At 72.3% G+C, this 18,668-nt stretch carries 16 protein-coding genes and 1 riboswitch; of the genes, 6 read left to right on the top strand and 10 right to left on the bottom strand.

What is annotated here, in order from left to right:
- Positions 1-62 precede the first annotated feature (62 nt).
- Complete coding sequence (gene pcrA, locus MQV74_RS25070; RefSeq protein WP_242721324.1) at positions 63-2,525, bottom strand: DNA helicase PcrA; 2,463 nt, start codon at positions 2,523-2,525, stop codon at positions 63-65.
- A 293-nt stretch (positions 2,526-2,818) separates the two neighbouring features.
- Positions 2,819-2,974: riboswitch (cyclic di-AMP (ydaO/yuaA leader) on the top strand.
- Between the two features lie 8 nt (positions 2,975-2,982).
- Here pcrA and MQV74_RS25065 point away from each other — a divergent pair.
- Entirely contained in the window at positions 2,983-4,236 is a 1,254-nt protein-coding gene (locus MQV74_RS25065; RefSeq protein WP_242721320.1) for a C40 family peptidase, read from the top strand.
- Positions 4,237-4,328: 92 nt separating this feature from the next.
- Here the strand turns inward: MQV74_RS25065 and MQV74_RS25060 are convergent, their stop codons facing one another.
- Positions 4,329-4,682 carry a hypothetical protein gene (locus MQV74_RS25060; protein ID WP_242721318.1) on the bottom strand — a complete coding sequence of 118 codons (354 nt, stop codon included), beginning with the start codon at positions 4,680-4,682 and terminating at the stop codon, positions 4,329-4,331.
- 341 nt (positions 4,683-5,023) lie between these two features.
- On the opposite strand from MQV74_RS25060, the gene MQV74_RS25055 reads away from it, so the two are divergent.
- Entirely contained in the window at positions 5,024-6,121 is a 1,098-nt protein-coding gene (locus tag MQV74_RS25055; RefSeq protein ID WP_242721315.1) for a C40 family peptidase, read from the top strand.
- A 119-nt stretch (positions 6,122-6,240) separates the two neighbouring features.
- Here MQV74_RS25055 and MQV74_RS25050 read toward each other — a convergent pair whose 3' ends face one another.
- On the bottom strand, positions 6,241-6,975 hold the full coding sequence (locus MQV74_RS25050; protein WP_242721313.1) for a LuxR C-terminal-related transcriptional regulator: 735 nt from the start codon (positions 6,973-6,975) through the stop codon (positions 6,241-6,243).
- Positions 6,972-8,258: a PspC domain-containing protein gene (locus MQV74_RS25045; protein WP_242721310.1), complete on the bottom strand. Its 1,287-nt coding sequence runs from the start codon at positions 8,256-8,258 to the stop codon at positions 6,972-6,974. Before MQV74_RS25045 ends, MQV74_RS25050 begins: the two co-directional genes overlap by 4 nt.
- Positions 8,259-8,497: 239 nt before the next feature.
- Here MQV74_RS25045 and MQV74_RS25040 point away from each other — a divergent pair, with 239 nt between their 5' ends.
- The gene (locus MQV74_RS25040) at positions 8,498-9,826 is read left to right on the top strand and encodes a PspC domain-containing protein (protein ID WP_242721307.1); all 1,329 of its coding nucleotides are present in this window, start codon (positions 8,498-8,500) and stop codon (positions 9,824-9,826) included.
- Positions 9,813-10,088, top strand: a complete 276-nt coding sequence (locus MQV74_RS25035) for a hypothetical protein (RefSeq protein WP_242721304.1) — start codon at positions 9,813-9,815, stop codon at positions 10,086-10,088. Before MQV74_RS25040 ends, MQV74_RS25035 begins: the two co-directional genes overlap by 14 nt.
- On the opposite strand, the gene MQV74_RS25030 is transcribed toward MQV74_RS25035, so the two are convergent.
- From MQV74_RS25030 to MQV74_RS25020, 3 genes are all read right to left on the bottom strand, one after another.
- Positions 10,085-10,612: a DoxX family protein gene (locus MQV74_RS25030; protein ID WP_374120681.1), complete on the bottom strand. Its 528-nt coding sequence runs from the start codon at positions 10,610-10,612 to the stop codon at positions 10,085-10,087. The genes MQV74_RS25035 and MQV74_RS25030 overlap by 4 nt on opposite strands.
- A gap of 223 nt (positions 10,613-10,835) precedes the next feature.
- On the bottom strand, positions 10,836-12,101 hold the full coding sequence (locus MQV74_RS25025; protein ID WP_242721299.1) for a hypothetical protein: 1,266 nt from the start codon (positions 12,099-12,101) through the stop codon (positions 10,836-10,838).
- 220 nt (positions 12,102-12,321) lie between these two features.
- Positions 12,322-13,107 (bottom strand): class II aldolase/adducin family protein, encoded by a 786-nt coding sequence (locus MQV74_RS25020; protein WP_242721296.1) that lies wholly within the window; start codon positions 13,105-13,107, stop codon positions 12,322-12,324.
- Between the two features lie 163 nt (positions 13,108-13,270).
- Between MQV74_RS25020 and MQV74_RS25015 the strand changes: the two genes are divergently transcribed.
- On the top strand, positions 13,271-13,750 hold the full coding sequence (locus MQV74_RS25015; RefSeq protein WP_242721293.1) for a pyridoxamine 5'-phosphate oxidase family protein: 480 nt from the start codon (positions 13,271-13,273) through the stop codon (positions 13,748-13,750).
- Between the two features lie 113 nt (positions 13,751-13,863).
- On the opposite strand, the gene guaA is transcribed toward MQV74_RS25015, so the two are convergent.
- Entirely contained in the window at positions 13,864-15,453 is a 1,590-nt protein-coding gene (gene guaA, locus MQV74_RS25010) for a glutamine-hydrolyzing GMP synthase (protein ID WP_242721290.1), read from the bottom strand.
- Positions 15,454-16,116: 663 nt separating this feature from the next.
- Here guaA and MQV74_RS25005 point away from each other — a divergent pair.
- Positions 16,117-16,422 (top strand): chorismate mutase, encoded by a 306-nt coding sequence (locus MQV74_RS25005; RefSeq protein ID WP_242721287.1) that lies wholly within the window; start codon positions 16,117-16,119, stop codon positions 16,420-16,422.
- Positions 16,423-17,111: 689 nt separating this feature from the next.
- On the opposite strand, the gene MQV74_RS25000 is transcribed toward MQV74_RS25005, so the two are convergent.
- Together MQV74_RS25000 and MQV74_RS24995 are read right to left on the bottom strand one after the other, a co-directional pair.
- The gene (locus MQV74_RS25000) at positions 17,112-17,996 is read right to left on the bottom strand and encodes a hypothetical protein (RefSeq protein ID WP_242721284.1); all 885 of its coding nucleotides are present in this window, start codon (positions 17,994-17,996) and stop codon (positions 17,112-17,114) included.
- A 180-nt stretch (positions 17,997-18,176) separates the two neighbouring features.
- Positions 18,177-18,578 carry a hypothetical protein gene (locus MQV74_RS24995; RefSeq protein WP_242721281.1) on the bottom strand — a complete coding sequence of 134 codons (402 nt, stop codon included), beginning with the start codon at positions 18,576-18,578 and terminating at the stop codon, positions 18,177-18,179.
- Between the last annotated feature and the right edge of the window lie 90 nt (positions 18,579-18,668).

The raw sequence follows: 18,668 nt of genomic DNA, 5'->3' as shown, positions 1-18,668 counted from the left end.
CGGACGCGAGCACCGCCGCCCTCCTCGTGGAGGCGGCCGGAGCCCCCTCCACGAGGAGCCCCTCAGAGCTTCTCGACCGGCGCGTACCGCAGCAGCAGGCGCTTCGGCTTCTCCCCGCCGAAGTCCACCGTCGCCTCCGCGTTCGCCCCACTGCCCTTCACGCCGACCACCGTGCCGAGGCCGAACTGGTCGTGCGTGACGCGGTCGCCCACGGCGAGCGAGACCACCGGCTTCTCCGCCGCCCGGCGCGTGGCAAAGCCCTGCGCGCCCCCTGCGCGCGAGCGCGACGAGGACAGCGAGGACGCCACTCCCCCGGCGGGCCCCGACGAGGCGGGCGCGCCGACGGAACCCGTCCGCTTCCACTCCAGGTGGGCCGCCGGGATCTCCTCCAGGAAGCGCGACGGCGGGTTGTACGACGGCTGGCCCCAGGCGCTGCGCATCGAGGACCGCGTGAGGTAGAGCCGCTCCCGCGCGCGCGTGATGCCGACGTACGCGAGGCGGCGCTCCTCCTCCAGCTCCTTGGTCTGGCCGAGGGCGCGCATGTGCGGGAACACGCCGTCCTCCATGCCCGTCAGGAACACGACGGGGAATTCGAGGCCCTTGGCGGTGTGCAGCGTCATCAGCGTGATGACGCCCGAGCCGTCGTCCTCCTCGTCGGGGATCTGATCGGAGTCGGCGACGAGCGCCACCCGCTCCAGGAAGTCGGACAGCGACCCGGCCTCGCCCTCCTGGCGCTCCTGCTCGAACTCCAGGGCCACGGCGGCCAGTTCCTGGAGGTTCTCGATGCGCGTCTCGTCCTGCGGGTCCGTGGAGGACTGCAACTCGGCCAGATACCCGGTCCGTTCGAGCACGGCCTCCAGGACGACCGCCGGGCCCGCGCCCGACTCGACGACGGTGCGCAGCTCCTCCATGAGGGCGTTGAACCGCTTGACGGCGTTCACCGAGCGGGCCGCCATGCCGTACGCCTCGTCCACGCGGCGCAGGGCCTGCGGGAAGGAGATCTTCTCGCGCTGCGCGAGCGCGTCGATCATGGCCTCGGCGCGGTCGCCGATGCCGCGCTTCGGCACGTTCAGAATGCGGCGCATCGGTACGCCGTCCTCCGGGTTGGCGAGGACCCGCAGGTAGGCCAGGACGTCGCGGACTTCCTTGCGCTCGTAGAAGCGGACGCCGCCGACGACCTTGTAGGGCAGGCCGACCCGGATGAAGATCTCTTCGAAGACACGCGACTGCGCGTTCGTCCGGTAGAAGATCGCCACGTCGCCGGCCTTCGCGTCGCCCGCGTCCGTGAGGCGGTCGATCTCGTCGGCGACGAACTGCGCCTCGTCGTGCTCGGTGTCGGCGACGTAGCCGGTGATGCCGGCGCCCGCGCCCGCGTTCGTCCACAGGTTCTTGGGGCGGCGGCTCTCGTTGCGCTCGATGACCGCGTTGGCGGCGCTGAGGATCGTCTGCGTGGAGCGGTAGTTCTGCTCCAGGAGGATCGTGGTGGCGTCCGTGTAGTCCTCCTCGAACTGGAGGATGTTGCGGATCGTGGCGCCACGGAAGGCGTAGATGGACTGGTCGGCGTCACCGACCACGCACAGCTCTCCAGGCCCCTCGCCGTCCTCGCCCTCCTCCAGGGAGGGGCCGACCAGCTCGCGCACCAGCGCGTACTGCGCGTGGTTCGTGTCCTGGTACTCGTCGACCATGACGTGCCGGAAGCGGCGGCGGTAGTGCTCGGCGACGTCCGGGAAGGCGCGCAGGAGGTGCACCGTCGTCATGATCAGGTCGTCGAAGTCGAGGGCGTTGGCCTCACGGAGGCGCGACTGGTACATCGCGTAGGCCTGGGCGAGGGTCTTCTCGAAGCCGTCGGCGGCCTGGGCGGCGAAGTCCTCCTCGTCGATCAGCTCGTTCTTCAGGTTCGAGATCTTGGCGCTGAAGGACTTCGGCGGGAACTTCTTCGGGTCCAGGTCCAGGTCCCGGCAGACCAGGGCCATCAGGCGCTTGGAGTCCGCGGCGTCGTAGATCGAGAACGAGGACGTGAAGCCCAGCTTCTTGTACTCGCGGCGCAGGATGCGCACGCACGCGCTGTGGAACGTCGACACCCACATCGCGCCCGCGCGCGGGCCGACGAGCTGCTCGACGCGCTCCTTCATCTCGCCCGCGGCCTTGTTCGTGAACGTGATCGCGAGGATCTGGCCGGGGTGCACCCCGCGCTCGGCGAGCAGGTACGCGATGCGGTGGGTCAGTACCCGGGTCTTGCCGGAGCCCGCGCCGGCGACGATGAGCAGGGGGGAGCCCGCGTGCACGACGGCCGCGCGCTGGTTCTCGTTCAGCCCGTCGAGGAGCGCCGCCGGGTCGAGGACCGGGCGGGGGGCGCCGTCCCGGTAGTACCCGTCCCGGGGTGCGGGCGCGTCGAACTTCCCGTCGAACAGGTCGTCCGGAATCGGCTCCGGAGCGCTGTCCTCGGGCGGCGGCGGGGACTCTTCCTCAGCGCCCTGCGAGGGCTTGAGGTCCGCCAGGAAGCTGTCGTCAAAGAGGCTGCTCATCGCCTCCCGAGTCTAGGCGGCCCCACTGACAAACCACCCCGGGTTCCGGCCACCGCCCCGGCCGCCCGGCACCGTCCACGGGGTGCCACCGGGCGCTCACTCCGGGCCACGCCGCAGGTGAGCCGCGTCGCGGGGGCGCCGGGAAGCACGCGCAGGTGCGGAAAGTCACGAAAACGTATCGGGCATATCGAACATCAATCTTCCCCCGCGCCACAGGAGTTGGCTAGCGTGCTCCGCGGGCCGCACGTCCCCCCAAACCGGCGAACCACGCCGGGCCGCGCGGCCTCCGCCGAGTCCGACGCGCGCCGATCCCGACGCGTCCGGAGCCGGGGACCCACCATGATCCTGGGGTGAATCCGTCCCGCTGCGCCTCGCACGGGCCGGTAGGGCAGCCCTTCCGAACCGCCCGAACCCGACAGCTAACCCGGTAGGCGGTCCACGGAAGGAGTCGCCTCCCTTGGCGTCGCACCGCAAGCCGCGCACCCGCTCCCCCCTGGCACGCAGCGCCCCCGCACTCGGCATCACGACGGCCGCGCTGACCTCCGTAGCGCTCCTGTCACAGAGCGCGAACGCGGCACCGTCCGCCCCCGCGCAGCCCACCAGGCCCGCCGAACCGAGTCTCGAAGAGGTCCAGAAGAAGGTCGACGACCTCTACCACCAGGCGGGCGTGGCCACCCAGAAGTACAACTCGGCCAAGGAACGCACCGACAAGCAGCGCAAGCACGTCGACAAGCTCCTGGACGACGTCGCCGGGCGCACGGACGACCTGAACGAGGCCCGTCGGCAGCTCGGCTCCTTCGCGGCCGCCCAGTACCGCACCGGCGCCGTCTCCGAGACCGCCGCGTTGATGCTCGCCGACGACCCGAAGGGCTTCTTCGACCAGAACCACCTCGCGGACCGGCTCACCAACCGCCAGAAGAAGGCGGTCGACGACTACCAGACCCAGCAGGTGGCGGCCACCAAGCAGCGGGCGAAGGCCGCGAAGAGCCTGCGGACCCTCAGCGACTCCCGCGACGAGCTGAAGTCGAGCAAGCGGACCGTCCAGACCAAGCTCGGCGAGGCCCGCACGCTGCTGTCGAAGCTGACCGCCGAGGAGAAGGCACGGCTCGCCGCGATCGAGAAGCGGAAGGAGGAGGCGGCCCGGCGCAAAGCCGCCGAGCTGGCGCGCAAACAGGCGGAGGAGGAGCGTAAGCGGAAGGCCGAGGAGGCCGAGCGGCGGGAGCGGGAGCGGGGATCCGACGGCGGCTCGGGGACGGGATCCGGGTCGGGCTCCGACACCGGGTCCGGCTCCGGTACCGGCTCGGGATCGGGTTCCGACTCTGATTCCGGTTCCGGTTCCGGGAGCACGGACGGCAGGTACGCCGCGAAGGCCGAGAAGGTGATCGGCTTCGCCGAGAAGCAGATCGGCAAGCCCTACGTATGGGGCGCCACGGGCCCCGGATCCTACGACTGCTCCGGACTCACGCAGGCCGCGTGGAGGACCGCCGGTATCTCACTGCCCCGCACCACCTGGGACCAGGTGAAGGTCGGCACCAAGGTGTCCACGTCCAGCGCCAAACGCGGTGACCTGGTCTTCTTCTACGACGACATCAGCCACGTAGGGATCTACATAGGCAACGGCAAGATGATCCACGCCCCCAAGCCGGGCGCGAACGTACGCGTCGAGTCGATCTACTACATGCCGATCCACAGCGTGGTCCGGCCCGCCTGATCCATCTCCGTAGGAGGGCGACACGTTTTCGGCCCTCTACGTAGAGGGTTCGCTGTTCTACGTAGAGGGCCGAAAACGTGGGCGGTGGGCGGCTACGTCCACAGGACGGCGATGAAGATGTTCGCCGTCGTCAGCGCGCCGACCGCGCCGAACATCGCCTTGTCCACCCTCTCCTCGTCGCGCTTCAGGTACACGAGCCCGAGGATCACGACGAGGACGGCCATCTTGATGCCGATCTTGAGGTTGTTGACCTCATTGTCGTCGGCCTGGTTCAGGCCGACCAGGGCCACGCCCGTGATCAGCATGGTGAGCGCGCCGTGCAGCATCGGGGGGCTGAAGCGAGCCGTGCCGTCACCCATCGCCTTCATCTGGGTCAGGAAGCCGCCCAGGAGCGAGGCGATGCCGATGATGTGCAGGCCGACGAAGAGATGGATGAGTACGTCCATGGGGCGGAGCCTAACCGGGCCCGTATCACCCCCCTTCAGGCAGGTGGACCCCAAACACCACATCGGTCACAGGAACGGGTGAAGCGGGTACCGACCGGCCGCCGGAGCGGTCGCGCCCGGTCACGAGCGGGCCGCGGGCGTCACTTCCGCACAACAGGTCACGACCCGGTGACGGCGAGGTTTAGCGTCCATGACCGGTGACCGGCTCCCCACCGTCGTCCGGACCAGGGACGGCAGCCGGACATCACCGCCGAGAAGTCCGGCGGCGCCCCGTTCCCCCTGTGCGCGGCGCCGCCGGACCCGCACCGGACCTGGCCACTGTGGAAGGACGTGGAGCCTCCGTGGCACAGCACCGCAAGCCGAAGCAACGCTCGCTCAGCGGCCATACGGCCCGTACCGCCGCCACCCTCGCCCTCGCGTCGGCCGCCACGGCGACCGCCTTCGAGGGCACCGGACACGCCGAGCCCCGGCCCTCCCTCGGCGAGGTGAAGGCCAAGGTCGACCGGCTGTACCGCGAGGCCGAGGTCGCCACCGAGAAGTACAACGGCGCCAAGGAGAAGGCCGACCGGGCCGAGGAGTCCCTGCGGGACCTGCGGGGCGAGGCCGCCCGCAAGACGGAGCGGCTCAACTCGGCGCGCCAGGGACTGGGCTCACTGGCCACCGCCCAGTACCGCGCCGGAGCCGTCGACCCGTCCGTCCAGCTCGCGCTCTCCGCCGACCCGGACGCCTTCCTCGACCGGGCCACCCGTGCCGACCACGCGGGCCGCCGCCAGGCCGCCGAGGTCGCCGACGTACGGCGTCAGGTCAGGGAGCTCGACCAGCTCCACACCGAGGCCGACGACACCCTCGGGACCCTCAAGTCCCGTCAGGCGGACCTGCGGAAGCACAAGAAGACCGTGACCGGCAAGCTCGGCGAGGCCAAGCGCCTGCTCGCCCGGCTGACCGCCGACGAACGGACGCGCCTCGCCCGCGCCGAGCGCGGCGACGAAGCCCGTGGCACAGCGGGCTCCGACAGCTCCGACGCCTCCGGCCGGGCGTCCCGGGACGACGCGCGCGGCGCGGCCCCGGCAGGCACCGTGAAGGCCCCCGACTCCCGCGCCGCGAGGGCCGTCTCGTACGCCTACAAGGCGCTCGGCAGCCCCTACGTCTGGGGCGCCACGGGTCCGAACGCCTTCGACTGCTCCGGCCTCACCCAGGCCGCCTACCGCGCGGCGGGCGTCTCACTGCCGCGCACGACCTACGCCCAGATCGACGCGGGCCGCCGCGTCGGACGCTCCGAACTCCAGCCGGGCGACCTGGTGTTCTTCTACTCCGGCATCAGCCACGTCGGTCTCTACGTGGGCAACGGCCAGATGATCCACGCCCCCAACCCCAGCGCTCCGGTCCGTCTGGCCCCCATCGACCAGATGCCGTTCGCCGGGGCCACACGGGTGGCGTGAGGGCCGCGCGGGAGCGGGACGGGCGGGGACGCCGCCGGACGGTCGCGGGGCGGGCAGCGCGTCGGCACGGGCGGCGGAGCTTGCCGGGCCGGGCACCGGAGCGGGGCGTGGCGGGCCCGTCAGACGAGCCGCCGGGCCGTCGCCCACCTCGTCAGCTCGTGCCGGTTCGACAGCTGGAGCTTCCTGAGGACCGCCGACACATGCGACTCGACCGTCTTCACGGAGATGTACAGCTGCTTGGCGATCTCCTTGTACGCGTACCCGCGCGCGATGAGGCGCAGGACCTCGCGCTCGCGCTGGGTGAGGCGGTCCAGGTCCTCGTCGACCGGCGCCGCGTCCGTCGAGGCGAAGGCGTCCAGGACGAAACCGGCGAGGCGCGGCGAGAACACCGCGTCGCCCTCCTGCACCCGGAAGATCGAGTCGACCAGGTCGGTGCCGGTGATGGTCTTGGTGACGTAGCCGCGGGCGCCGCCCCGGATGACGCCGATGACGTCCTCGGCGGCGTCCGACACGGACAGCGCGAGAAACCGCACCGGGCTCTCCGCGTCGGCCATCAACGGCGCGCAGCGGCGCAGGACTTCCACCCCGCCGCCGCCCGGCAGGTGCACGTCGAGCAGCACGACCTCGGGCCGGGTCGCCGTGATCACCGTGACCGCCTGGTCGACGTCCGCGGCCTCGCCGACGACCTCGACACCCGTGCGCTCGGTCTGGCCGATCTCCGCCTGCACTCCCGTGCGGAACATCCGGTGGTCGTCGACCAGGACGACCTTCACCCGCCGTGTGGCGCCGGTCCCGGCCTCCGCTGCCCCGGCGGCCGGATCCACGGGTCCGCTCGCTTCGGTCGCGTCGCTCATGTCGCCGCCGTCCTCTCCATCTCCAGCTCGACTTCCGTGCCGCCGCCCGGCACCGTGCGCAGCCGCGCCGTACCGCCGTTGCGCTGCATGCGGCCGATGATCGATTCTCGTACGCCCATGCGGTCGTCCGGTACCGCGTCCAGGTCGAAGCCCGGGCCGCGGTCGCGGACCGACACGAAGACCGTCTCCCCCTCGACCTCGGCGAAGACCTGCACCGCGCCGCCCTCGCCACCGTACTTGGCGGCGTTCACCATCGCTTCTCTCGCGGCCTGCATCTGTGCCGTCAGGCGCTCGTCGAGCGGGCAGTCGCCGACGACGACGACCTCGATGGGGACGCCGTGCTTGTCCTCGACCTCCGCGGCGTTGCGCCGGACCGCCTCGGCGAGGGTGTCGGGCTCCTCGGCCTCCTCCTTGCCGGTGCCCTCCGGCTTGTACAGCCAGGCGCGCAGGTCGCGCTCCTGGGCGCGGGCGAGGCGGCGGACCTCGCCGGGACTGTCCGCGTTGCGCTGGATGAGCGTCAGGGTGTGGAGCACCGAGTCGTGCACGTGGGCGGCGACCTCGGCGCGCTCCTGAGCGCGGATGCGCATCAGCCGCTCCTCGGAGAGGTCCTGCGTCATCCGCACGAGATAGGGGCCCGCGAGCAGCGCTATGCCGACGAGCACGGCGAGCGCCGCCTGCAGGGCCGCGCCCAGGTCGGACGCGGAGCCGCGCAGCACGAAGATGCCGGACACGCCGACGCCGACGAGGAGCACACCGGCCGCGGTCCGGGCGATCGTCAGGGTGCGGCGCTTGCGGCCGACCTCCATCCAGCGGGCCCGCCGGGCGTTGTCCGCCTGGCGCCAGACGAGGGCGACACCGGCGGCGACGAGCAGGGTCGGCCAGAGATACGCCTTCGTCGGGCCGCCGAGGTCCACGCTGCCGACGAAGACCATGGCGACGGCGAGCATCGCGAGGAGCGCGACGATCTGGCCCTTGTCCGGCTTGCGGGCGACGAGTCTGCGGCGGCCGTCCGCTGCCGTCTCCGTGGTGACCACGGCGGCGCGCTGGGCGCCGACGCCGCCGACGCCGAGGGGCACGAAGAACCAGAACGCCGCGTAGAGCAGCGCGCCGAGGCCGTTCGCCGTGAAGAGGCCGATGAAGATGAGCCGCACCCAGATGACGGGCAGGCCGAGGTGGCCCGCGAGGCCGCGTGCGACCCCGCCGAGCAGGCGGCCCTCACCGCTGCGATAGAGCTTCCGCAGCGGCCGCTCGTCTTCGATGGGTACAGCTGCGGCGTCTGGCATGCCACCGATGGTCACACGCGGGCGGGGCCGGGGGCATCAGGGTCGATCCCCGAGACTCCCCTGATCTCGGGGCCGGTCACGAGGTCGGGAGCCGGGCGGTCGCGGGGGCGGAGCCGGGCAGTCGCGGGGCGTGGGGCCCGCGTCAGGGTTGCGGCTCCGGGGCCGTCAGGGGCGATATCAGGGTTCGGCCAGGGTTCTCCCGACTGCCGCGGGCGGGGCGGGGCCGTCACCATGGACTCATGACAGATCAGCAGCCCGCGCCGGGTCCCCAGGCCCCGCCGCGCGATCATCCGTCCGCGACGGCCGAGGAGCCGGGCGGTGCGGAGGTCGCGCGCGAGCGGAAGTTCCGCCGCGACCCCCGGCACCGCAAGCTGGGCGGCGTGTGCGCGGGCCTCGGCCGGCACTGCGACATGGACCCGGTGATCTTCCGCATCGGCCTGGCCGTGCTCGCGGTCACCAGCGGTCTCGGTCTGGTCTTCTACGGCTTCGCCTGGCTGCTCATCCCTTATGAGGGAGAGGAGGAGAACGAGGCGCGACGGCTGCTGACCGCCCGCGTGGACGGCCACGCCCTGACCGCCGTCCTCTTCGCCCTCGTCGGCTGCGGCGTGTTCCTGACCCTGATCGGCAACAGCGGGGCGCTGACCTTCGCGGCTGTCCTCGGCGTCCTCCTCGCGGGCGCGGGGTACTGGTCGCGGCAGCGCGGCACCCCGGACCCCGACCCCGCGGCCGCCCAGGCCGTCGCGGACGCCCCGCCCGAGACGAAGGCGCCGCCCGTCACCGGGGCCCCGTCCTGGTGGCGCACCCCCGTCGGCGAGGAGGGCCCGCCGAAGTACTTCTGGGGCCCCGAGCCGATCGCGGTGGAGTACCAGCCGCCCCCGGGGCACACCTCGGCGTGGGGCGCGCCTCCCTTGGACAAGGAGCCGCCAGGGCGCCGCGGGCCCCGCTGGATCGGCGGCTGGGTGTTCCTGGCCGCCCTGCTCGCGGCCGGCCTCGGCACGAGCCTGACCTGGGAGGACCAGCCGCTCGGCACCAGCCTGCAGACGGGGTTCGCCTGTGCGCTCGCCGTCCTCGGCCTCGGCATCGCGATCAGCTCGTTCCTGGGGCGCACGGGCACGGGCTCCATCCTGCTCGCGGTGATCACCGCCGCCCTCGTCGCCACCTCAGCGGCCCTGCCGAAGAACATCACGGCGGACTGGATACGCAAGGACTGGACCCCGGCCACGGCCTCGGACATCCGCCCTCGGTACGAGCTGGGGACGGGCGTCGCCACCCTGGACCTGAGCCGGGTCGACCTCCGCAAGGACCAGACGGTGCGCACGCGGGCGGAGGTGGGCGCAGGAAAGCTGAAGGTGATCGTGCCCGAGGACACCAAGGTGGACCTGAGGATCGAGGTGGGTGTCGGAGACATCCAGCTGCCGAGCGACGACAGCCAGGACGTGGACATCGCCCCCGACAAGCAGAAGACGGTGACGCTGGACCCGCCCGCGGGCGTCAAGGGGGAAGGCACGCTCGACCTGCGGCTCGAGGTCGGCATCGGACAGGCGGAGGTGGCACGTGCTGCGTCATGAGTTCCAGCCGGGGCGGCTGGTCGGGGGCTTCTTCGTGACGCTCGCCGGGCTCGTCTACGCGGGCGACGCGGGCGGTCTGTGGGACACGCCCTGGTTCGTGATCATCCCGATCGTGACGGGAGGTCTGTGCCTCGCGGGCGCCACGGCGACCGTGGCCCACGGCATACGCAAGGGCCGCCGGGCCCGCACCGGCACACGCGAGGACGGGAGGCGCACCATGGGCCCGGGCGAGACGCACACGAGCGAGTCGGGCCGGGGCTAGCGCAGCCGTAGCCCGGAGGCATCGCGGCGTTGGGCGATCCAGGCGTCGACGGAGAGGAAGGACGCCCCGGCGAGCACGAGCGGCAGCCAGGCCATCAGATAGGCGAGGTCGTTGCCGTAGTAGTAGGGCTCGGCGGACCAGCTCATGGTCAGCCAGAGGCTGAGCGAGATCAGCGCGCCGCCCAGCGCGGCGATCCGGGCGAACAGGCCGATCAGGGTGCCGATGCCGACGGCCAGTTCGCCGAGGGCGATGGCGTAGCCGAAGCCGACGGGGCTCTTCAGGGCGAGGTCGACGAGTTCGGGGAGGGCGGAGATGTCGCGGATGTTGTGCATCTGCTCGCCGATCGAGCCGTCGCCGCTCGCCTTCATGAAGGCGCTGTCGGTGAGCTTGTCCAGGCCCGCGTAGATGAAGGTGACACCGAGGAAGATCCTCAACGGGAGCAGGGCGTAGCGGGTGGCGGTGTCCCGCCAGCCGTTCCGCCGGGCATAGCCGGTGTGGGTGTCCGTGCGCATGCCGTGAACCATGGCTGTCCGCCGCCTCTCCCGTTGAGCCGTCAACTGACGATACGTAGGAAAGGGAGCCGCCGCTCAGTGGCGTGCGGCGGATCGCGTGAGGTGTGCCCGGAAACCACGGGGGGTTGGCGGTTCCGGGCACGCGGAAGGGGGAGCACATGCGTCCATTCGGCGCGGTGCGGGCTGCCGGGCGGTGGATCGCGCGGTCCGTGCGCAAGCGGGTGCGGCGGGGCGGTCAGTCCGTCACGTCGATGGTGCAGCGGTTGGTCTCGACACCTGCCGCCGTGATCACTTGGACGTCGACGCGGCCGGGCTCGACGTCGACGGGCACGGGCACGGTCAGGACGGTGTCCGAGGGGTTGGTGAAGCCCCCGGCAACCGGCACGAGCGGCACGTGGACGTGGACGGCGCCGATGCGGACGGCCATCCGGGCGAGACGGTCCGCGTTCTGCGCGCCGGGCGGCACGAAGCCCGCGCCGCGGATCTCGATGTCGTCGCCGGTGCGGATCGGCGCGTCCAGATCGCCCGCCTCCCGGGCCCGGACGACGGACAGGATCACGGGTCGGCCGCCCTCGGAGTACTTGCCCGCCACGTATGTGGCGGCCGATACGAGCACGAGGAGGGCGAGCCCCCACGGCAGGTCGGGCAGCTGCTCGGGGCGGCGCGCCAGCCGGACGGCGACGAAGACGACGGCTGCGGTGCTGACGAGGAGGTACTGGGCGTCCGCGAAGTGGCCGCGGCCCGAGTCGTCGGTGAGGAGATCGGCGGCCCTGGGCCGGTCGGCGCGCACCTTCTGCAGCTTCTGCGCGAGGACCCTGAGGCCCACGACCCGCCGCACGAGCACGGCGACGGCACAGACGACGGCGAGGACGGTCACCAGACCCGCGACGCGGTCGAGTTGGAGGCCGTCGATGAGGGCGTCACGTTCCTCGTCACCCGCGGCGGCGGCGAGTTCACCCGCGAGGACGAGCACGGCGAAGACGACGAGCAACACCCAGGAGGCGGCGACGGCACGCGAGGTGGACAGACGGTTGTCCTCACCGATGACGGGCGCGAGCACGCCCCCGCGCGCGCGGTGCAGATACGCGGCACCGGACAGCAGGAAGGCCACGGCGAGCGCCGCGAGCAGTCCGGCCGTGCGCGTGTCCGTCCAGCCGCTGCCGACGGCCGTGAGCGCCTGGACGAGCAGCAGCGCGACGACGCCCGTCCAGACGGCGACGAGGGTGTACCGCCACAGCCGGGCGAGCCAGGCCGCCCCTTCGGCGCGCCCGCGTTCGGCGACGGCCCTGGCGGACTGGGTCAGCTCGTCCGACACCCATTGGCGGGACGCGCCCGCCGAGTGCACGACGGCCGCGGGCACCCCGTGCCCGGCCGCCAACTCGTCTCGCTTGGCGAGGAATGCGGCCACGGCGCGCCGGTGCCCCTCGCGTGCGCCGTGCGGGCAGTCGCCGCACGTGCAGCCACCCCCGTGCGTACTCTGCCTGGCTTCCTGCACCGCCACCGCGTACCCCGCCTTCCCCGCCCTCGGCCGAGGCCGTGATCGAACTCGTGACCGGCTCTGCCGCCGCCCACGCGCCCGCGAACTACCTTGCAATGACTGGGAATTGTGCCGCACGGACGCCTGTGCGCGTTCCGCGGGTCAGGTCAGCGCGGGTGGTCGGAGGTCACGCGTGTTGACGTGGGGTCCGGGCGGGCCCGGCCGGGCGGTGGGTGCGGCGGGTTCAGGAGAGCAGATCGGGCTCGGAGCGGCTGATGTCCTGCCACAGGGACTGGTAGTTGATCCAGGCCACGAGGTCGCCGCCGAGCTGCTCCCGGGTCCGCACGGCCTCTTCGTGGGCAATGAGCACCGGGCGGCCCGCGGCCCGGGCGGCGAGTTGGACCTGGCTGGACCGTTCCATGGAGATGAACCACCAGGCGGCGGCGTCGACGGAGCCGCCCACGGTGAGCAGGCCGTGGTTGCGCAGGATGAGCGCCTTGCGGTCGTCGAGGGCAGCGGCGATGCGGCGGCACTCGACGGCGTCCACGGCGACACCCGTATAGACGTCGTACAGGGCATGGCTCTCGTAGAAGGCACAGGCCTCCTGGGTGATGGGTTCCAGGAGTTCGCCGAGGGCGGCGAGGGCGCGGCCGTGGACGGAGTGGCAGTGCGCGACGGCGACGGCGTCGGGCCGCGCCCTGTGGACCTCGGCGTGGACGGTGAACGCGGCCTGGTTGACGTGGTGGCGCCCCTCCACGACCTGCCCCGTCGCGTTGGCGAGGACGAGATCGCTGACGGTGACGTGCTTGAAGGGCATGCCGAAGGGGTTCACCCAGAAGCAGTCCGGGTGTTCCGGGTCGCGCGCGGTGATGTGGCCGGAGACGCCGTCCTCGTAGCCGAGGCGGCCGAAGACGCGCAGGGCACCGGCGAGCCGTTCCTTGCGGTGGCGCCGTTCGTCCTCCGGCCTGTCGTGCACCGGGGGCATGGCGAAGTGGAGCCGCTCGACGGGTATGGGTGTGGGCGCCCGCATCTGTCCTCCGTCCCTGATCGTACGGAGCGGAAGTTACCGCCGGTCAGCGAAGGGCGACAGGGGCCTTCTGTGAAGAGAGTCTGGAGCCGGGTGTGCCGGGCGGTAGCGCGGTGGGCAGCAAAAGGAGACAGAAGGTGTCGGGTATCGGGGTCAGACTGTCGGCATGACAGACAACTGGAAGGCGTTCGCGACCGCGGAACCCGAGCTGGCCCGCACGGTGGAGGAGCGGTTCGGGACGTTCACGCACCACGTTCTGGCGACGCTGCGCAAGGACGGGTCACCGCGCACGTCGGGACTGGAAGTCAGGTTCCTGAACGGCGAGTTGTGGCTCGGAATGATGCCGGGTTCACTCAAGGCGCTCGACCTGCGGCGCGATCCGCGGTGCACGCTCCAGGCGAACCCGGGGTCGGGCACGGAGATGGGCGGCGGGGACGTGCGGATCTCCGGCCGGGCGGTGGAGGTGCGCGACCCGGCGATGGTGAAGCGGTACACGGACGAGGTGCGGCCGCCGGACCCGTCGGCGTTCCATCTGTTCCGGGTGGAGCTGACGGAGGTCGTACGGACGGCCGTCGAGGACGAGAAATATCTGGCCGTGCAGTTGTGGAAGCCGGGGCAGCCGGTGCGCACGACACGGCGGACGTGAGAACGCCGGTGCCGCCGTCCCCGGCGGGGGCGGCGGCACCGGCGTTCAGGCCTGGGGGCGCGGGCGGGCCGTGCGGCCCGGACCGGCCGTGGGGCGGGGCCCCGACGGTCGGGTCACTCCCACTCGATGGTGCCCGGCGGCTTGCTGGTCACGTCGAGGACGACGCGGTTGACGTCGGCGACCTCGTTCGTGATGCGGGTCGAGATGCGGGCCAGCACGTCGTAGGGCAGACGGGACCAGTCGGCCGTCATCGCGTCCTCGGAGGAGACGGGGCGCAGCACGATCGGGTGGCCGTAGGTGCGGCCGTCGCCCTGGACGCCCACGGAGCGGACGTCGGCGAGGAGCACCACGGGGCACTGCCAGATCTCGCGGTCGAGACCGGCGGCGGTGAGCTCCTCGCGGGCGATGGCGTCGGCCTCGCGCAGCAGGTCGAGGCGGTCCTTGGTGACCTCGCCGACGATGCGGATGCCGAGGCCGGGGCCCGGGAAGGGCTGGCGCTGGACGATCTCGTCGGGCAGGCCGAGCTCCTGGCCGACCATGCGCACCTCGTCCTTGAAGAGCTGGCGCAGCGGCTCGACGAGCTCGAACTCCAGGTCCTCGGGGAGGCCGCCCACGTTGTGGTGGGACTTGATGTTGGCGGTGCCGGTGCCGCCGCCGGACTCGACGATGTCCGGGTAGAGCGTGCCCTGGACGAGGAAGGCGACCTCTTCGCCGTCGGCGGCGCCCTCGGCGATGATGTCGGCCTGCGCCTGCTCGAAGACGCGGATGAACTCACGACCGATGATCTTGCGCTTGGTCTCCGGGTCGGAGACGCCGGCGAGGGCGGTGAGGAAGCGCTCCTGGGCGTCGACGACCTTCAGCTGCACGCCGGTGGCGGCCACGAAGTCCTTCTCGACCTGCTCGGTCTCGCCCTTGCGCATCAGGCCGTGGTCGACGTACACGCAGGTCAGCTGGGAGCCGATGGCCTTCTGCACCAGGGCGGCGGCCACGGCGGAGTCGACGCCGCCGGACAGGCCGCAGATGGCGCGCTTGGTGCCGACCTGGGCGCGGATGGCGGCGACCTGCTCGTCGATGACACTGCCGGTGGTCCAGCTCGGCTTCAGGCCCGCGCCGCGGTAGAGGAAGTGCTCCAGGACCTGCTGGCCGTGCGTGGAGTGCATGACCTCGGGGTGGTACTGGACGCCGTAGAGCTTCTTCTCGTCGTTCTCGAAGGCGGCGACGGGGACGACGTCCGTGGAGGCGGTGACGGCGAAGCCCTCGGGGGCGGCGCTGCACGCGTCGCCGTGCGACATCCACACGGACTGGTCGGCCGGGGTGCCCTCGAAGAGGGTCGAGCCGGGCTTGGAGACGCTGAGCGGGGTGCGGCCGTACTCACGGGCACCGGTGTTGTCGACGGTGCCGCCGAGGGTGGTGGCCATCAGCTGGAAGCCGTAGCACATGCCGAAGACGGGGACGCCCGCCTCGAACAGGGCGCGGTCGACCGACGGGGCCTCCTCCGCGTACACCGAAGACGGGCCGCCGGAGAGGATGATCGCCGCGGGGTTCTTGGCGAGCATCTCGGAGACCGGCATGGTGCTCGGCACGATCTCGCTGTAGACCCGGGCTTCGCGGACGCGGCGGGCGATGAGCTGGGCGTACTGCGCTCCGAAGTCGACGACCAGAACGGTGTCGGGAGCGGCGGCAGCGGGAGTCGCTGAGGACACGGCGGCGGCCTTCCGGCGTTGAGCGTGCGCAGGAGGTTCGTGAGCGGAAGGGTGCACGAGGGGTGCGCGCGCGGTTGGAGCTGGGGTTGTTTTGTCGATTCTAACGGGCCCGGCCGTGACGCCTTCGTCGTATCCGACGGACGCCGGGCCCGCGGCCTCGGCGGCAGGGCCCCTCGGCAGCCGCCCCCGGCCCCGCTCCGCGGCCCGTCCCACACCGCTCCGGGACCGGCTCCACGCCCGTACGGGGCCCGCGGGAAGCCGGGCCGCGGTGCGCCGCGGCCGGGGCGAGGGCGAAGAGCGGGCGCTGCGGCGGTCCGCCCTGCGCCCGCCCGTTCCGCCCCCTGGGCGGGGCCCCTGAGCGGACCAGTCGCCCGCAGGGGAGCAGGAGCGCCCTGGCCGAGCACGCGTCTCAGTATGCGAGCCAGCTCACACCCGGTTTGACCCGCCGCGCACGCCTGGGGGCATACTGGCTCCGTGAACAAGCACCTCGGCTTCCTCTTTACCTATGGCAACCGGCCCGCCGGCTGCCATGGTCGAGCTGCTTGATCTCCTGACAAGCGACTTACCGGGCGCCCCGGGCCGAAAGGCCCGGGGCGTCCTGTCGTTTCCGGGTCCTTGTCCCCGGGGCACCGCCGCCAGACGATTCCAGCGAGGAGCCCCACCATGACCGCCACCACGCAGCAGCCCACCACCCCCGCCGAGCGGACGGGTGCCCGTACGCCCGAAGCAGCCGAGCTGATCGGCGGTGCCCGTGAGCGGATCGACGCGCTCGATGACCGGATCATTGGTCTGGTCCAGGAGCGGATGGCGGTCTCCGCGGTGATCCAGGAGGCCCGCATCAGTTCGGGCGGGCGGCGCGTGAACCTCTCGCGCGAGATGGAGGTCCTCGCCCACTACCGGGACGCGCTCGGCAAGCCCGGCACCGCGCTCGCGATGACGCTCCTGGAGCTGTGCCGCGGGCGCGTCTGAGGCCACCCGGCCCCGCGGGGCAGCCGCAGCGCACCGCAAGGGCCGCCCGGCACGGGCACATGCGCACGCGGAACCACTGCGCCACGGACCTGAGTTCGGACGCCTTCTCACCCGTACGGCGCGTGACCGGTTCCCGACGGGCTTCGTTGGTCCCGGTGTCCGTGCCAGCCAGGGGCGGGCGGCCCGAAAGAACCACGCGTGGCTCCTCCACTGGGGCGATGAGGCGTACGGATCATTCGTACGCCGTGGGACCTCGCCCCAGAGATGTGACCGGACGGCAGGGGACAGCAGCCCGGTCACCCAGGGAACGGTCGGCTCCGGGGACGCCCGGAGCCGACCGGCCTCCAGGCCTTCCGCCCGGGTGTTCCCCTAGGGCACAAGTGGATGTAGTCGAAACGGTTGCGCAGAGAACTGGCCATCCTCCACGATGCGTAGAAGGCGAGCGGGCAACCGCTCCTTGTAGAACTTTATTGCCATTGGTCTAAACCAGCTGTGCGCCCCTTGCGCGCCGGGTCGGCCACCGGCACACGAACCAGCGGCGTACTCCCCCCGGCGCCGCTCCGAAGCACCGACGCTGCCCTGACGTCGGTGCTGACAGCCAAGGGCCCCGCGGATCCGTCCCGCGGGGCCCTTCGCTCGTGCGGTGGGCGGCGTCGCCGGGGCTCCCCCGGTGGCGCCGCCCGCGTCCGCTACTTCACCTTGGCCAGCTGCGCGTCCATGACCGCCGCCGGAACCTTCGGCTGGGCGTCCGCCCTGTCCGCCGTCGACTGGTCGGACCCGCCGTCCTCCCGGCTCTCGTCATCACGCGCCACGCTCTGGGGGTCGTACAGGCTCGACGCGGCGAAGGACACGAGGGTGGTTCCCTTGCGCACGACGGTGACCGTCCAGCGCTTCACGAACTCGCTCTGACGGCCGCCGAGGCGGTAGCCGACGGCCTCGTCGCCCTTGTCCGGCGCGGTCAGCGCCTTGACGCCCGAGTAGCGCAGGTCGCCGGTGCGGAAGGCGGCACACTTCTCGGCCTTGGCCGCCGCGCGCAGATCCGCGAGGGCCCGCTCGGCCGCGTCCTCGTCGTCGTACGCGTACAGCTCGATGTCCGTCGTCGACATGTCGCGGGTGCTCTTGGCGCTGACCGTGCGGCCGACGTGCCCCTTCGCCCCGGGCGGCGTGGCGGACGTCATGAGGGCCGCCAGCGGGGCGCAGACGGCCGGGGAGGCCGGTGCGCCGGCCCACGCGGCCTCCAGCTTGTTCGGCTTGCGGGGCGTCACGTCGTGGCCGCGCACGTCGCCCTTGGCCAGGGAGGCGGCCGTCAGCTTCGCCGGTGCGCCGCCCCCGCCCGAGGAGCCGTCCGCCGCACCGTTCGAGGAGCCGCCCGACGCACCGCTCGACGAGCCGCTCCCGTCAGCCGCGCCGGTCCCGCCCGACCCGCCGCCGCCCGACCCCTTCGGCTTCGCCTGCTCCGTCGACGACTTGTCCCCGCCGCGGCCGCCGCCGTCACCGCCGCCGCACGCCGCGGTCAGGCCCAGCGTCGCCACGACCGAGGCGGCCACCACCACACGCGACACAGCTGACTTCACGTTCCCCCACTTTCACCCTTGCTCGCCCTCGCGGGAGCCGTCCCGTCCCCGCGGGCCCGTCTCGTCCCCGCGGAGCCCTGCCCGTCGCCTCGGAGCCCTGCGTGCGGAGTCACCCGCACCCCTTCTACGACCGAAGATCGCCGCGGACGGTTCCACGGATCGGCATCGAATTGCAAACGGTCAGCCCAGCCAGGGCCAGAACCGGTACGGGCTCAGGAGCAGGATCGCCAGGATCATGAAGCCCACGACGATCACCACGCTGCGGGCCTGGCGCCACCGTCCGGAACCGCCGCCTCCGCGGCGCGGCCCCACGGGCGCGGACCGCCAGTCGTCCGGGCGCCAGGGCTCCGCGGCCGCCTCCTTGCGCTTGCGGCGCTTGCGCCCCACCGTGCCCTCGGCCTGCTGCCGGGCAGCCTCGGCGTCCAGCTTGCGCAGCCGCTCGGCCACCATGCGCGCCCGCGCCGACGGCTCCTTGGGCGCCGAGGCACGGATCTCCCGCTCGCTGTCCTCCGCGAACCTCGCCCACACCTCGTCGGGTACGGGCGCCTCGTCATCGGGCTCACGCGGCGACTGTACGGACACTGTGCCCCCCCTCCCCCGCCCGCTGCCGGGCGGCGGGTTCCATCTCGCTTGCAAACGGGGGAAGTTCTACGACACCCCGTAAGGACCGCA

Origin of the sequence: Streptomyces sp. AN091965 (genome assembly GCF_022698285.1) — a bacterium.
Classification (GTDB): Bacteria; Actinomycetota; Actinomycetes; order Streptomycetales; family Streptomycetaceae; genus Streptomyces.
This window is presented reverse-complemented; position numbering and strand designations above follow the sequence as displayed.